Here is a 14,131-nt window from a genome sequence, read left to right as displayed (position 1 = left end):
ATTGCGGACGAGGATGCGGTGGGCGGTCGAGGCCGCGATCTTGCATCGGACGGCCAGCCGCAAGGGTCCGATGCGGTGTTCACGCCGCAGTCGCAGCACTTCCGCCTCGACCTCGGCCGCGGTCCGGCGGGGCTGGCGGCGGGGCCGGCTGGAGCGGTCGCTCATTCCGGCGGTGCCCTGCTGTCGGTAGCGGGTGGCCCAGCGGGCGGCGGTGGTGTGGCTGACCTGGAAGCGTTCCGCGGCCCGACGCAGGGGCCAGCCGTCGTCCACGACACAGCGGGCCAGCCTCAGTCGTCCGGTCTCGGTCAGCGGGGCATTACGGTGGACCACGAGGGCCTCCTCGGATCTGTGTAGATGTCGCAATCCACACCGAACCCGGAGGCCCTCACCCATTTCAAGAACCCAGCACGCGTGTCACCAACGTCCCGGAACAACACACCTAGGTCGTGTCCGCAAAGTCCCGTCCGGCCCGCGTACGTGCGGTCAGTCCGCCACCACCACCCCGAGCCAGGCGCCCACCACCATCAGGCACGCGAACAGCTCCACCAGGACGCTCGTGCCCACCGCCCGCATCACCGCCCGCGCGGAGGCCCAGGCCTCGCCGTGCGTGCCCAGCCGCAGCCGCTCGCACAGGTAGACGCCCCCGACGAACCCCGGAACCGCCCCCAGCACCGGCACCACCACGAAGCCGATCAGCGCGCCGGCGCCCGCGTACACCGTCATCCGGCGGGTGACCCCCACCCCGCGCAGCCGGCGCGGCGGCAGCTGCCACTCGACCACCTGGACCACCAGCAGCAGCACCGTCGCCGAGACCAGCAGGGTCCACGCCGGCGCCGACCGCTCGTGCAGCGCCCACCACAGCACTCCCGCCCAGACCAGCCAGGTCCCCGGCACGCCCGGGACCAGCACCCCGACCACCCCGAGCAGGAGCACCAGCCCCACCAGGAGCAGCTGAGGCAGATCCATGCGCTCAGCCTGACCGACCGGGGCCCATCGGGCCACCCGGCCACCCGGCCGCCCGACCGCTCCTACCGGGCCACCCAGCCCCTCTCGTACGCGTGCCAGCCCAGCTGGAGCCGCGTCGTGACCCCGGACAGCTCCATCAAGCCCTTGACCCGCCGCTGTACCGTCCGCAGCCCCAGCTCCAGGTGCTTGGCCACGCTCGCGTCCGTCATTCCGGCCAGGAGCAGCGTCAGGATCTCCAGGTCGGTGGTGTCCGGCACGCCGCCCGACTCCTCCGCCGCGCCCGTCGCCCCCAGCCGCAGCGGCAGCGCCTCCCGCCACACCGCCTCGAAGAGCCCCATCAGGGACTCCAGCAGCCCCGACGCGTGCACCACGAGCGCCGCCGGCTCCGCCCCGCGCGACGTCAGCGGGACCATCGCCAGGGAGCGGTCCGCGATCACCAGCTTCGTCGGGACGTCCCCCGTCACCCGGACCTGTTCGCCGCGGGCGAGCGCCGTCGACGCCTCCCTGATCCCCGTCGGCAGGGCCAGTACCTCCCGCTCGATCACGACCCGGTACGCCACGCCCCGCACGGCGGCCCGCTCCTCCGCCTCGTTCTCCATCCCGGTGACCACCTGCGGCCGGCCGCTGACCAGGGCGCACACCTCCTCCGCGGCGCCCAGCTGGAGCTGGTGGAAGCGGTGTGCCACCGCGCTCGCGCCGGTCACCACCTCCACCAGGTCGTGCACCGCCGGCTCGGCGGCCTCCGCCCGGTACTCCTGCGCCAGCAGTGCCGAGGCCAGCTCCGCCTGCTCCAGCTCGTGCCGCTGCTGCGTCAGCAGCGCCCCCAGCGCCACCCCCGGCGGGGCCGCCACCCAGCGGCCGGGCCGGGTCGAGGACTGCGCGGCCAGCCCGTGCCGCTCCAGGTGCCGCAAGGCGCGCTCGGTCTGCGGTACCTGCAGCGCCAGCCGGTGCGCCAGGTCGGGCACCTCCGCCGCCCCCAGCGCCACCAGCGCGCGGTATGCCGCCTCCTGGCCCTCGTCCAGGCCTATCGCACTCAGCAACCGGTCCACCCACCCTCTCCGCACCGTTCGTGGCGGGAAGCGGCCACGGCGCAAACCCGCCGCCGACATCATCGCCGCACCTCCCGCCTCTCTGCCAGGGTGACGCCACCGCAGCACCAACATCCGCCGGTCAGAAGCCACTTGCGGGCAGCTTTGCCGTGCAATGCAGCAGTTGGCCGGAATTCACCTGGGGAGAGCGATGCGCCCGATATCGCGTACGGCGGTGGGAGCGGCCGCAGCGGCCGTCCTGGCCGTCACCGCCATCGGCCCGTCGGCGGCGCAGCCGACCGACGGTACGCCTGGAGGAGCGGGGAAGAGACCGATCGCGGGGAGCGGAGCGGCCGGAAAGCAGCCCGCGGCCCCCGTCACCGTGACCCTGGTCACGGGCGACCGGATCCTGGTCTCCACCGACCCGGCCGGGCGCACCGCCGCCACCGCGATGCCGCGCGAGGACGGCTCGCAGCCGCTCGTGCAGACCCGCCAGAACGGCAAGGACCTCTACGTCTACCCCGAGAGCGCGGTCAAGGCCCTCGCCGCGGGCACGGTCGACCAGGAGCTCTTCAACGTCACCGGCCTGATCCGGCAGGGCTACGACGACGCCCGCGCCAAGAAGCTCCCGCTCATCGCGGTCTACGAGGGCGCCGCCGACCTGGCGCGCAGCGCGCCGCCCGCTCCGCGCGGCGCCGAGCGCTCCCTCGTCCTCGGCTCCATCGGAGCCGTCGCCCTCACCGCCGACAAGCAGCAGGCCGCCGCCTTCTGGGCGGACGTCACCGACACCCGCTCCCGCGCCGCCGGCGGGCTGAAGAAGCTGTGGCTCGACGGCAAGGTCCAGGCGAACCTGGAGCGGTCCACCAAGCAGGTGAACGCCACCGCCGCCTGGGCCGCCGGGTACGACGGCAAGGGCACCAAGGTCGCCGTCCTCGACACCGGCACCGACCTGGAACACCCCGACCTCAAGGGCCGCGTCGCCGCGTCGAAGAACTTCACCGACTCCGACACCGACGCGGACCGCCAGGGCCACGGCACCCACACCATCTCCACCGTCGGCGGCTCCGGAGCCGCGAGCGGCGGCGCCAAGAAGGGAGTCGCGCCGGGCACCGCCCTGCTCAGCGGCAAGGTCCTGAACGACCAGGGCTACGGCCTCGATTCGTGGATCATCGCCGGCATGGAATGGGCCGTCGAGAGCAAGGCCGACGTGGTCTCCATGAGCCTCGGCGACCCCTCGCAGACCAGCTGCGACGACCCCATGTCGGCCGCCGCCGAGCGGCTCGCGCAGAGCAGCGGCACCCTCTTCGTGATCGCCGCCGGCAACTCCGGCCCCGGCAACAACACGGTCTCCTCGCCCGGTTGCGCGCCCAGCGTGCTCACCGTCGGCGCCGTCGACCGCGACGACACCACGGCCTCCTTCTCCAGCCGCGGCCCCGCCGGGCTCCAGCACACCCTGAAGCCCGAGATCGCCGCCCCCGGGGTCGGGATCTCCGCCGCCGCGGCCGGCGGGCGCGGGGTCTACGCGTACCAGTCCATGTCCGGTACGTCGATGGCCACCCCGCACGTCGCGGGCGCCGCCGCCATCGTCAAGCAGCGCCATCCCGACTGGACCGGACAGCAGGTCAAGGCCGCCCTCGTCGGCTCCGCCGACTCCGGTGTCCCCGGGGACGTGCGCCAGACCGGCGGCGGCCGCCTCGACGTCGAGGCCGCGATCGACACCACCGTGACCGGCGCCCCCGCCGTGCAGGGAGGCTCGTACCACTGGCCGCAGGAGCGGGGCGACCGGACGACCGTCCAGATCCCGTACACCAACACGGGCACCCGGCCCGTCACCCTGGACCTCGCCGTCGAGAAGGTCACCGGCAACGACGGCTCGGCCGTGCGCAGCCGGATCGCGGGCCTGGACCGGCGTACGGTGACCGTCCCGGCCGGAGCCACCGTCAAGGTGCCGCTGGCCCTGGACCCGGCGGCCCGGCTGGAGCGCTCCCAGTACGGGGACGTCACCGGGCGCGTCGTCGCCACGGCGGACGGCGTGCACGTCTCCACGCCCTTCTCCCTCTACGTGGAGCCGCAGACCGTCACCCTGCGCGTCAAGCTGATCGACCGCGCGGGCGAGCCCGCCGCCGGGCCCTCCTCCCTCGACGTCATCGGCACCGACGACGCCAGTGGGGAGCGCCGCTTCAACGACGGGGCCGCGGACCAGGTCTACCGGGTGCGCCCGGGCTCGTACTTCCTGTCCGCCTTCGTCGGCACGCCCGACGCCGGTGACGGCGCCGCGCTGTACGACTCCCTCACCTACCTGGGCCGCCCCCAGGTCGAGGTCAAGAAGGACACCGTGGTCGTACTGGACGCCCGCAAGGCGGCCCGGCTCTCGATCGCGACCGACCGGCCGACCGAGGCGCGCAACACCACCCTCGCCTTCTCCCGCCACTGGGACGAGTCCTGGCTGCACGCGGGCACCGCTATGGGCGGACGGACGATCCGCGGCTACTACGCCTCGGTCGAAGGCCGTGCGCACGAGGGTGATTTCGAGTTCGGCAGCTACTGGCGGGCGGCCGCGCCGCTGATCTCCGAGCTGAAGGTCGCCGGGGGTCCGGCACTGCATCCGATCACCGCCTCCACGGGCAGCGACAACCTCGACGGGACGGGCGGCGCGCCACTGGTCGACGCGGGCGCCGGCACCCCCGAGGAGCTCGCCGCGGCCGGGGCCAAGGGCGCGATCGTCCTGGTCAAGGCCGTGGACGGCTCGCTGTACCAGGCCGCGGCGAACGCGAAGGCGGCCGGGGCCAAGGCCGTGCTCGCCCACCGGGAGGCCCCCGGCCGCTGGACCGGCTCCACCGGTTACGCGGGCGGTTCGCTGCCCGCACTGACCATCGAGCAGCCGGAGGCGAAGGCGCTGCTCGCGCGGCTCGCGGCGGGCAAGGTCACGCTGAACTGGAAGGGCAGCGCGAAGAGCCCGTACGTCTACAACCTGGCGCAGGTGGAGAAGGGCGAGGTGCGGGGGGAGCGGACCTACCGGGTGCGCGACCGCGACCTCGGCTCCGTCGAGTCCGCGTACCACGCGATGGGCGTGGCCGCCGACTTCACCGACCTGACCGGCGCGTACCGGCCGCTGGGCAACGCCGTGTACTTCGGCGGCCTGGACACCGTGGCCGTGCCGGGCAAGCGCACCGAGTTGTACTCCGCCGGGGACACGGCATGGGACCACATGGTCTCCAGCAGCTTCCCGTGGGGCGAGTTCATGACCGACCAGCAGCGCACCTACGCCAAGGGCGGCAAGCGGAGCGAGAGCTGGTACGACGGGGTCATCGGCCCGGTCGCCGGCCGTGACCTCGCGGGCCGGCCGCAGCTGGCCGCCGAGCGGCAGGGCAACCTGATCGGCTTCGCCTCCGCGATGTGGGGGGACACCGGGCACTTCGCACAGCCGGGCTCCTTCGGGGACGTCGGCTCCCTGGTCCTGAAGCGGGGCGGCGAGCAGATCGGGGACAGCTGGTACCCGACCGGGGTCTTCGAGGTCCCGGCCGAGGAGGCCACCTACGAACTGACGCAGCAGATAGAGAAGTTCGGCCAGCCGGCGCGCACGTGGCAGCGCTCGCAGGCGGTGACCACCACGTGGACCTTCCGCTCGCACGAGGACCCGGCCCGGTACTCCCAGTCCATCCCGATCCTGTTCCCCTCCCTCTCGATCCCGGCGGACGGCATGAAGACGCTTCCGGCGGCGAACGGGCAGCGGATCGGGCTGGGCGTGACGGGGCACGCGGGATACCTCCCGGGGGCGCTGAAGTCGGTGGGGCTGGCGTACTCGTACGACGGTGAGCACTGGACGCAGGCGGCCGTCGCCGAGCGGGACGGGCGCTGGACCGCGGTCGTGGACCACGCCGGGGCCGGGGCCGGCCGGCAGGTTTCCCTGAAGGTGGAGCTCACCGACGCGAACGGTGCGGCCGTCACCCAGACGGTCGTGCGGGCGTACGACATCCGCTAGGCCGTACGAGAGATACGGAAACGGGGTCCACCGGGCGGCGTGCCGGTGGACCCCATTTCGCGTATTCGGCGTTTTCCGCCGCTGCGGGGGGCCAAGAATGAGCCCATGAGTCAGCAGGGCGCGGACGACTGGTGGCAGAAGCTGTACGAAACCCCGGACCCGGACCCGGCCGCCACCCCGGACCCGGCCGACACCCTGGACACCCGCTTCCACTCGGCATCGTCCCTCACGCACCAGGTCCCGCCCCAGGGCCAGGCCCCGCCGGGGCCGCAGGGCGTGCCGCCGGAGGCCGGGGCGGGAGCCGGGCTCCCGGGGGTGCCCCCGGAGCCGCCCGGGGCGCCGCCGCACTCCGTGCTGCCCCGGCCGCGCCGGGAGGCCGGCCCGGAGCCGGTGCTTCCGCCGCCCCGGGACCCCCGGGAGCCCGGCACGACGGGATACGGCCTGGGCAGTGTGACGGTGCCGCCGGTGCTTCCCGAGGAACGGCCCGAACCGCCGCTCGGGCGGTTCGGCGCCCCGCCCGGGCCCCCTGCCGCCGGTGCGTTCCCCGAACGGACCCCTGAGGGGGACACCGGCACACCATCCCTGCCCGGCACGGACGGGGTTCGCGCGCCCGCGGCGGGCACCGGTGCGCCCGGTGCCGCCCCGCCCGTATCCGCGCCCGCATCCGCACCCGCATCCGCGCTCCCACCCGGCCCCGGCTCCGGCCCGGGGCCCCAGGCGGGCCACGAGCCCCCGGCCGTCCCCGGTCACGTACCGGACCCGCGTGCCGGTGCCGCTGCCGAGGACGACCGCGATGCCGGTCCTCCGGCTCCGTGGGAGGTCTCCGGTGCCGGGCACCGGCCCGGTGCGGCTCCCCTGGCCGTGTCCGGGACCCCCGTCGCCGGTGAGCCCTGGGACGGCGCCGGGGGCGGGGAGCGGCCGGCCGTGGGCTTCCTCGGGGACCGGGCTCCCACCTACGCCGCCGAGCCCGGGGCGCTGCCGCTCGCGGATCCGGGGGCGCTCGAGGATCTCGTGCCCGACACCGTGCTCGAAGGGGCCCGGCACGGGGCGTGCACCCTGCGCGCCACCTCCGTGCGCGGGGACTCCGCCCGGTTCCGCGGGGAGGCACGGCGGGACTTCCTGCTGACCGCCCGCTTCGGCACCGGCGACGACGCCCTCGTCCTCGTCGCCCTCGCCGGAGGGGACCGCGCCGCCCCCGGCGCCGCCGAGGCCGCCGCCGAGCTGTGCCGGTGGATCGCCTCCGCCGTCGGCCGCAGCCGCGAGCGCCTCGCCGACGACATCCGCGCCGGCCGGCGCGACGCCCTGTGCTCGGGGCTCCAGCGGCTCACCGACCGCGGCTACGGACGGCTGCGCGCCCGCGCCGCCGAACTCGGGCTCCCGGAGGAGGCGTACACCGCCGGCCTGCGCGTCCTGCTGCTCCCCATCGATCCCGAGTGCAAGACCCGGGTCTGCTTCGGCTCCGGCGCCGGCGGCCTGTTCCGGCTCCGCGGCGGGACCTGGGAGGACCTGGAGCCGCAGCGGGCGGAGCCGGCCGAGAGCGGTGCCGACCAGTTCCGGTTCCGTGCCGCCATGGCGCGGCCCCGCGACACCCTGCTCCTGTGCTCCGGCGGGCTCGCCGACCCCATGCGCGAGGAGGGCCTCCTCCCGGCCGAACTCGCGGCCCGCTGGGCCGACCGGGAACCCCCCGGCCTCGCGGTCTTCCTCGCGGACACCCAGCTCCGCCTCAAGGGGTACGCCGACGACCGGACGGCCGCCGCCGTCTGGGAGGCGTGACGGCGCGGAGTGTGGATGGATGGACGGGCGTACCCGGCAGGCAACGAAAGGGCGCCACTCCATGGGCAAGCAGAACGTGGCAGAGCAGTTCGTCGACATCCTCGTACGCGCCGGCGTGCGCCGGATGTACGGAGTCGTCGGCGACAGCCTGAACCCCGTCGTCGACGCCATCCGCCGGACCGGCGGCATCGAGTGGATCCAGGTGCGGCACGAGGAGACCGCCGCCTTCGCCGCCGGTGCCGAGGCACAGATCACCGGCCGGCTCGCCGCCTGCGCGGGCTCCTGCGGTCCCGGCAACCTGCACCTGATCAACGGCCTCTACGACGCCCACCGCTCCATGGCCCCGGTCCTCGCGCTCGCCTCCCACATCCCCTCCGGCGAGATCGGCCTCGGCTACTTCCAGGAGACCCACCCCGACCGGCTGTTCACCGAGTGCAGCCACTACTGCGAGCTGATCTCCAACCCGCAGCAGATGCCCCGCGTACTCCAGAGCGCGATCCAGCACGCCATCGGCCGCAGCGGCGTCGGCGTGGTCGCACTGCCCGGTGACGTCGCCTCCCTCCCGGCTCCGGAGAAGAGCATCGAGCACGCGCTCGTGACCGCGCGGCCGACCGTGCGCCCCGGTGACGGGGAGATCGAGAAGCTGGTCCGGCTGATCGACGAGGCCGACAAGGTGACCCTGTTCTGCGGCAGCGGCGCCGCCGGGGCGCACGCCGAGGTCATGGAGTTCGCGGGCCGGGTCAAGGCCCCCGTCGGGCACGCCCTGCGCGGCAAGGAATGGATCCAGTACGACAACCCGTACGACGTCGGCATGAGCGGGCTGCTCGGCTACGGCGCCGCCTACGAGGCCACGCACGAGTGCGACCTGCTGATCCTGCTCGGCACGGACTTCCCGTACAACGCCTTCCTGCCCGACGACGTGAAGATCGTCCAGGTGGACATCCGCCCCGAGCACCTCGGCCGCCGCTCGCAGCTGGACCTGGCCGTCTGGGGGGACGCGCGGGAGACCCTGCGCGCCCTGAACTCCCGGGTCAAGGTCAAGACGGACCGCCGGTTCCTGGACCGGATGCTGAAGAAGCACGCGGACGCCCTGGAAGGCGTGGTGAAGGCGTACACCCGCAAGGTGGAGAAGCACACCCCGATCCATCCCGAGTACGTCGCCGCCGTCCTCGACGAACTGGCCGACGAGGACGCCGTGTTCACCGTCGACACGGGCATGTGCAATGTGTGGGCGGCACGCTATCTTTCCCCGAACGGAAAGCGGCGCATCATCGGCTCCTTCAGCCACGGCTCCATGGCCAACGCCCTCCCGCAGGCCATCGGAGCACAGTTCACCGACCGCACCCGTCAAGTGGTGTCGATGTCGGGCGACGGTGGATTCTCGATGCTGATGGGAGATTTCCTCACCCTCGTGCAGTACGACCTGCCCGTCAAAGTGGTCCTCTTCAACAACTCATCGCTCGGCATGGTCGAGTTGGAGATGCTGGTTTCCGGCCTTCCGTCGTACGGAACGACCAACCGCAACCCGGATTTCGCCGCGATCGCCCGTGCGGCGGGTGCGTTCGGGGTCCGGGTCGAGAAGCCCAAGCAGCTCGCAGGGGCTTTGAAGGATGCGTTCCGGCACGAGGGACCCGCCTTGGTGGACGTGGTGACCGATCCCAACGCCTTGTCCATTCCACCCAGGATCAGCGCCGAGATGGTGACGGGTTTCGCACTTTCCGCCAGCAAGATCGTGCTGGACGGTGGCGTGGGAAGGATGATCCAGATGGCTCGATCCAACCTGCGCAACGTGCCGCGCCCGTAAGTCCGCAGGAGTGCGGATTGCCCCGGCGGGCATGCATCCCCGTAGACCAGTTCGAGATCCACGGGAACTCATCGGGGGAGGGGCATCGCCGTGCGGGTGGGGGCGAAGACCGGGAAGCAGTGGAGGAGAGGGCGGCCCGAACCGCGTGAACCGTCCGTCGAGGGCGGGAGGGCAATGGAAGCGCTGGAGATCAGCCGGAGCATACGCCGGGCGGATCTCAAGGCCGTGGGCGAAGTGCGCCGGGCGTTGCGGGAGTTGATGCGCCACCGGTGCCCGGCCGACGCCGCCGAGGTGGCGGAGCTGCTGATCACCGAGCTCGTCACCAACGCCCTCGTCCACACCGACCAGGGGGCCGAGGTGTCCGCGCGGCTCGCCGCGGACCGGCTGAGGGTGGAGGTCCGTGACCACGTCTCGCGCCGGCCCCGGCCGTACGTACCGACCGCCGACGACGGTACGCACGGCCGGGGGCTTGTGCTGGTGGAGGCCCTCGCCGACGCCTGGGGCGTGGACGTGCCCGCGCAGACCGGAGGCAAGGTGGTCTGGTTCGAGCTGGACGGCTCCCTCGGCGGCCGGGCCTACGACGGGGCCTACGAGGGGTCCTACGACGCGCGGTACGAGGCGGGGTACGACGCGGGGCCCGCCTGACGGCGGGCCCCGCGGGGGTCGGTCCTGTGCGCAGCGGTCAGCCGAACTGCTGCTCCAGGTCCTTGAGTTTGCGTTCGAGGGAGTCGAGGCGGGGGATCGTCTGGGTGTCGTCCTCGGCGGTGAGGTCCACCGTCCGGGTGCCGTTCACCTCAGCGGTCTCGGGTCCCTGCACGGCCTGCAGGGAGGGCCGGCGGCGCGGAGCGGGCAGCTGTCCCGTTTCCGCTATGGCCGGCTCCGCGCCGACCGGCGCGGAGCCCGATCCGGGGGTCAGCCCCGGTACGTCGACCTGACGGGCGCGGGAACGTCCGAACGCCCGGTTCTGCCGGCCCAGGGCCTTGATGCGGGCCCGGTCCAGCCGGTTCTGGTCGCGCCGGCGGTGGCGGTCCTGCTCCCGCTCGCGCTTGTCCTCGCGCACCTCCTCGACCGCCTCGTCGAGGGTGCGGACCCCCTCCAGCAGCATGAGGGACCAGGCGCCGAAGGTCTCCCGGGGGGCCCGCAGCCAGCGGACCATCCGGATCTGCGGCAACGGCCTCGGGATCAGGCCCTGTTCGCGCAGCGCCGCCCGGCGGGTCTGCTTGAGGGCCCGGTCGAAGAGGACGGCCGCCGAGAGGGACATCCCGGAGAAGAACTGCGGGGCGCCGTCGTGGCCCATGCCGCGCGGCGCGTGCACCCAGTTGAACCAGGCGGCCGCGCCCGCGAACAGCCAGACCAGCATGCGGGAGCCGAGGGCCGCGTCACCGTGGCTCGCCTCGCGGACGGCGAGCACCGAGCAGAACATGGCGGCGCCGTCGAGCCCGAAGGGGACGAGGTACTCCCAGCCTCCGGAGAGGTTCAGGTTCTGGCGGCCGAAGCCGACCAGCCCGTGGAAGGAGAGCGCCGCGGCGACCGCCGCACAGCAGAACAGCAGGACGTAGGAGGCGGTTCCGTAGACGGCTTCCTTGCGCCGCCGCCGCTCTTCGCTGCGCTCCCAGGTGTCTTCGGCCGCGGCCTTGTCGCCGTCCCGCTTGCCCCGGGCCAGTACCGCAACTGCCGCAAGTACGCCCAGGATCAGCAGGCTGCCGGGCAGCAGCCAGTCCAGCGATATGTCGGTCAGTCTCATGCGGATGTCCCTTGCCTCTGCCTCGCGTGTGCGGCCTTCCGGGAGCCATGGTGACGCAGGAGATCGGCCCGGCATGGGGGTTTCGGGGCAAGTGGACGCCATCGGGGGGCTGGGCCCGCCGGATAGGGTGTTGTGTCTCGAACTACCGCTCGTGTGACAGAGTTGTGTTCGATTACGGTCAGTCGTACGAGTGGGTTCAGAGGTCAGGCGGCAGCCGTGAGGCGGACGATGCGGTCCGCGTCGCAGGTGCGGGGACAGGTGGTGCAGGTCTCCTGGGGCCGGATCGTGTAGAAGAGGCAGCAGCTGGCCCGGTCCCGGGTGGGGAGCTGTTCCCCGCGCGGGCCGGAGAGCGTGCGGAACGCCGCGCCGGCGGTGTACGGGGCCGTCCGGCCGGGCAGCAGCGCCTCCAGCTCGGCCATGGCCCGGGGCTCCTCGTCCAGGAGCTTCCCGAGGTGCCAGACGCCCGAGACGATCTCGTCGGTCACCATGCCCCACAGGGCGCGGCGGCCGCGCCGCATGCGCGTGCCGAAGCCCTCCAGCAGCGGTTCGAGGTGGTGGGCCACCGCAGCCCGCACCTCGGCGCGCAGCGCCTCCTCGTCGGGCACGACACGGGCCCCGGGGAGCGCGGCCGCGGGATCGTCCGGCAGGCAGGAGAAGGACTCGACGCGCACGCTCATGCGTCCCTGGGTCCGGTGGAACGCCACGTCCCGCGCCGACAGGCGGGGCACCCGGCGGTCGAGGAACCAGGGGGCCGTGATGAGCAGGCACGCGGGCCACGCGTACCGGTGCAGCCCGAAGGTGGCCACCACGTCGGGGCGGGCCTGGCGGCCGTAGTCCCGCAGGACCTGGGCGTCGTCCCAGGCGAGGTAGCCGTCCACCTCGGCCCCGCCGGCCGCGAGCGCGTCCGCGCCGATCCACCCCGCACCGCGAGGGGCGGGCTCGTGCGCCGCGCGCTCGACGGCCTGGAGGCGGGGGTAGGCCTTCGACAGGCGTTCGTACGCGTCCGCCACCGGGGAGCCGGCCGGGGGCGGGGCGACGACGGGGCTGTCGGGCATGGCGGAACCACCGATTCACACGGTCGAGAGCGACAAAGGTAAGCCTTACCTTAGCTGATCTAGGGCGGTCGTACCAGCGCCTGCCGGACCGATTCGCCTATTCTCGGGATGCTTGCGTCAGGTCGAGACCCCGAGGAGGACCGAGTGCACGAGGCGGCCCACGGCAGGGTGGCGGCGCTGATCCCGGCGCAGACGGCGGCGGTGCAGAAGCCGGCGGTGCAGAAGCCGGCGGTGCGGAAGGTGCTGCGCCATTCGGTGCGCGGGCAGGTGCTCGACGCGCTGCGCGCGGCGCTCGCCGACGGGGAGCTGGTGCCGGGGGAGATCTACTCCGGGCCCGCCCTGGGGGAGCGCTTCGGCGTCTCCGCGACGCCCGTGCGCGAGGCGATGCAGCAGCTGGCGCTGGAGGGGGCCGTGGAGTGCCTCCCGAACCGGGGCTTCCGCGTGCTGTCGCGTACGCCGCGGACCCTGGCGGAGCTGGCGGAGGTACGGGCGCTGCTGGAGGTGCCGGTGGTGCTCGGCCTGGCCCGTACGGTTCCGGCGGAGGCCTGGGCGGCGCTGCGGCCGGCGGCGGCCGCGGCCGCGGCGGCCGCGGCGGCGGGTGACCCGGCGGGGTACGCGGACGCGGACCGGGCCTTCCACCGGGAGCTGCTCTCCCTCGGCGGGAACGAGCAGCTGGTCTCCGTGGCGCAGGACCTGCACCGCCGGTCCCAGTGGCCCCTCCCGGGCGCCCCGAGGGCGCGGCGGGCGGAGCTCGTGCGGGACGCGGCGGAGCACACGGCCCTGCTGGAGGCCCTGGTCGCGGGCGACCTCCCGCTCGTGGAACAGGTGCTCCGCCCGCACTTCGGCGTGGGCTGAGCCCCGCCCCTCAGACGCCCGCGGGGCTGGGCTTGTCCGGGTGCAGCTGGTCGGCCAGCCAGGTCGGGATGCCGCCCAGCAGGTGGAACAGCCGCCGGGCCTCCGCGCGCAGGCGGGCCGCCTCCGGTTCCGGTTCGGCTTCGGCCAGTGCCGCCAGCGCGGGGGCCGTGCCGATCAGGAATCCCAGGTCCTCCCGGATGCGCAGGGACTCCGCGAAGCCCTTGCGGGCCTCCGCCACCTCCCCGTCCCGCAGGGACAGCGCCGCCAGGTGGCGCCAGGTGAAGGACAGCAGCAGGGTGTCCCCGTGCGCCAGCGCCCCGGCATGGGCCCGGCGGTACGCCGGACGGGCCGACTGCGGGGCGTCCGCCAGGTGCTCCGCGACCAGCCCGCGTCGGAAGTCCAGCAGCGGGCGCGTCCGGGACCCGGGGGACAGCAGCGCCGCCGCCCGGCCCAGTGCGGAACGGGCCTCGTCCGAGCGGTCGCGGACCCCGAGCACGGTCGCCGCGTACGCCAACTGCCCCCGCTCGCACGCCGCCGCGCCCCGCTCGTCGTCGTCGTGGGCCACCGCCTCCGCGACCCGCAGCGCGTCCTCGGCCTCGGCCCACCCCTGCCCGGTGAACAGGCACCGCTCGACCAGCAGCGCGGTGCGCTGCACGGCCGCGCCGGCGTCGTGCAGGTGGGGCGTCAGCAGGGCTGCCGCGTCGGTCCAACAGCCGCGCGAGCGCAGCCGCCATATCGCCCGCTGGAGGGGGTCGTCTCCCCCGGTAGATCCGGCACCGGACATGGCGGTATCCGCCACATTGCCCTCCCCAAAGCAACCAAGCAGCACGTCGTTGAGCCCTGGGGCGAAATGAGAGCACGGATCGGAGCCTTCGGCCAAGGGGTCGGGTGAACTCTTTCACAAAGTCCGGACGACGTGTCAGG

At 73.8% G+C, this 14,131-nt stretch carries 10 protein-coding genes and 1 pseudogene; 5 read left to right on the top strand and 6 right to left on the bottom strand.

What is annotated here, in order from left to right:
- The 3 genes from ACFY1T_RS21710 to ACFY1T_RS21700 form a co-directional block, all read right to left on the bottom strand.
- The coding region (locus ACFY1T_RS21710; protein WP_390789575.1) for a leucine zipper domain-containing protein at window positions 1–330 on the bottom strand (330 nt) is incomplete at its 3' end.
- A gap of 153 nt (window positions 331–483) precedes the next feature.
- Window positions 484–966, bottom strand: a complete 483-nt coding sequence (locus ACFY1T_RS21705) for a DUF456 domain-containing protein (RefSeq protein WP_390789574.1) — start codon at window positions 964–966, stop codon at window positions 484–486.
- Window positions 967–1,028: 62 nt separating this feature from the next.
- Window positions 1,029–2,006 carry a helix-turn-helix domain-containing protein gene (locus ACFY1T_RS21700; RefSeq protein WP_030858057.1) on the bottom strand — a complete coding sequence of 326 codons (978 nt, stop codon included), beginning with the start codon at window positions 2,004–2,006 and terminating at the stop codon, window positions 1,029–1,031.
- A 199-nt stretch (window positions 2,007–2,205) separates the two neighbouring features.
- On the opposite strand from ACFY1T_RS21700, the gene ACFY1T_RS21695 reads away from it, so the two are divergent.
- From ACFY1T_RS21695 to ACFY1T_RS21680, 4 genes and pseudogenes are all read left to right on the top strand, one after another.
- Window positions 2,206–5,976, top strand: a complete 3,771-nt coding sequence (locus ACFY1T_RS21695; protein ID WP_390789573.1) for a S8 family serine peptidase — start codon at window positions 2,206–2,208, stop codon at window positions 5,974–5,976.
- A gap of 105 nt (window positions 5,977–6,081) precedes the next feature.
- A complete protein-coding gene (locus tag ACFY1T_RS21690) occupies window positions 6,082–7,749 on the top strand; it encodes a protein phosphatase 2C domain-containing protein (RefSeq protein WP_390789572.1) in 1,668 nt (555 codons plus the stop codon).
- A 61-nt stretch (window positions 7,750–7,810) separates the two neighbouring features.
- Window positions 7,811–9,553 (top strand): pyruvate dehydrogenase, encoded by a 1,743-nt coding sequence (locus ACFY1T_RS21685; RefSeq protein ID WP_390789571.1) that lies wholly within the window; start codon window positions 7,811–7,813, stop codon window positions 9,551–9,553.
- Between the two features lie 201 nt (window positions 9,554–9,754).
- Window positions 9,755–10,111, top strand: a pseudogene (locus tag ACFY1T_RS21680) (ATP-binding protein); the annotation flags it as partial.
- A 124-nt stretch (window positions 10,112–10,235) separates the two neighbouring features.
- On the opposite strand, the gene ACFY1T_RS21675 reads toward ACFY1T_RS21680, so the two are convergent.
- Both ACFY1T_RS21675 and ACFY1T_RS21670 read right to left on the bottom strand, forming a co-directional pair.
- On the bottom strand, window positions 10,236–11,297 hold the full coding sequence (locus ACFY1T_RS21675; RefSeq protein ID WP_390789570.1) for a DUF2637 domain-containing protein: 1,062 nt from the start codon (window positions 11,295–11,297) through the stop codon (window positions 10,236–10,238).
- 203 nt (window positions 11,298–11,500) lie between these two features.
- The gene (locus ACFY1T_RS21670) at window positions 11,501–12,352 is read right to left on the bottom strand and encodes a (2Fe-2S)-binding protein (RefSeq protein WP_390789569.1); all 852 of its coding nucleotides are present in this window, start codon (window positions 12,350–12,352) and stop codon (window positions 11,501–11,503) included.
- A 108-nt stretch (window positions 12,353–12,460) separates the two neighbouring features.
- On the opposite strand from ACFY1T_RS21670, the gene ACFY1T_RS21665 reads away from it, so the two are divergent.
- Window positions 12,461–13,207: a GntR family transcriptional regulator gene (locus ACFY1T_RS21665; protein WP_390789568.1), complete on the top strand. Its 747-nt coding sequence runs from the start codon at window positions 12,461–12,463 to the stop codon at window positions 13,205–13,207.
- A gap of 10 nt (window positions 13,208–13,217) precedes the next feature.
- Here ACFY1T_RS21665 and ACFY1T_RS21660 read toward each other — a convergent pair whose 3' ends face one another.
- Window positions 13,218–14,006: a hypothetical protein gene (locus ACFY1T_RS21660; protein WP_030858071.1), complete on the bottom strand. Its 789-nt coding sequence runs from the start codon at window positions 14,004–14,006 to the stop codon at window positions 13,218–13,220.
- Window positions 14,007–14,131: the final 125 nt, after the last annotated feature.

Origin of the sequence: Streptomyces sp. NPDC001194 (assembly GCF_042896985.1) — a bacterium.
In the GTDB taxonomy this organism is placed as follows: Bacteria; Actinomycetota; Actinomycetes; order Streptomycetales; family Streptomycetaceae; genus Streptomyces.
Note: the sequence above shows the minus strand (reverse complement) of the source record. Positions and strands in the feature narration are given on the sequence as shown.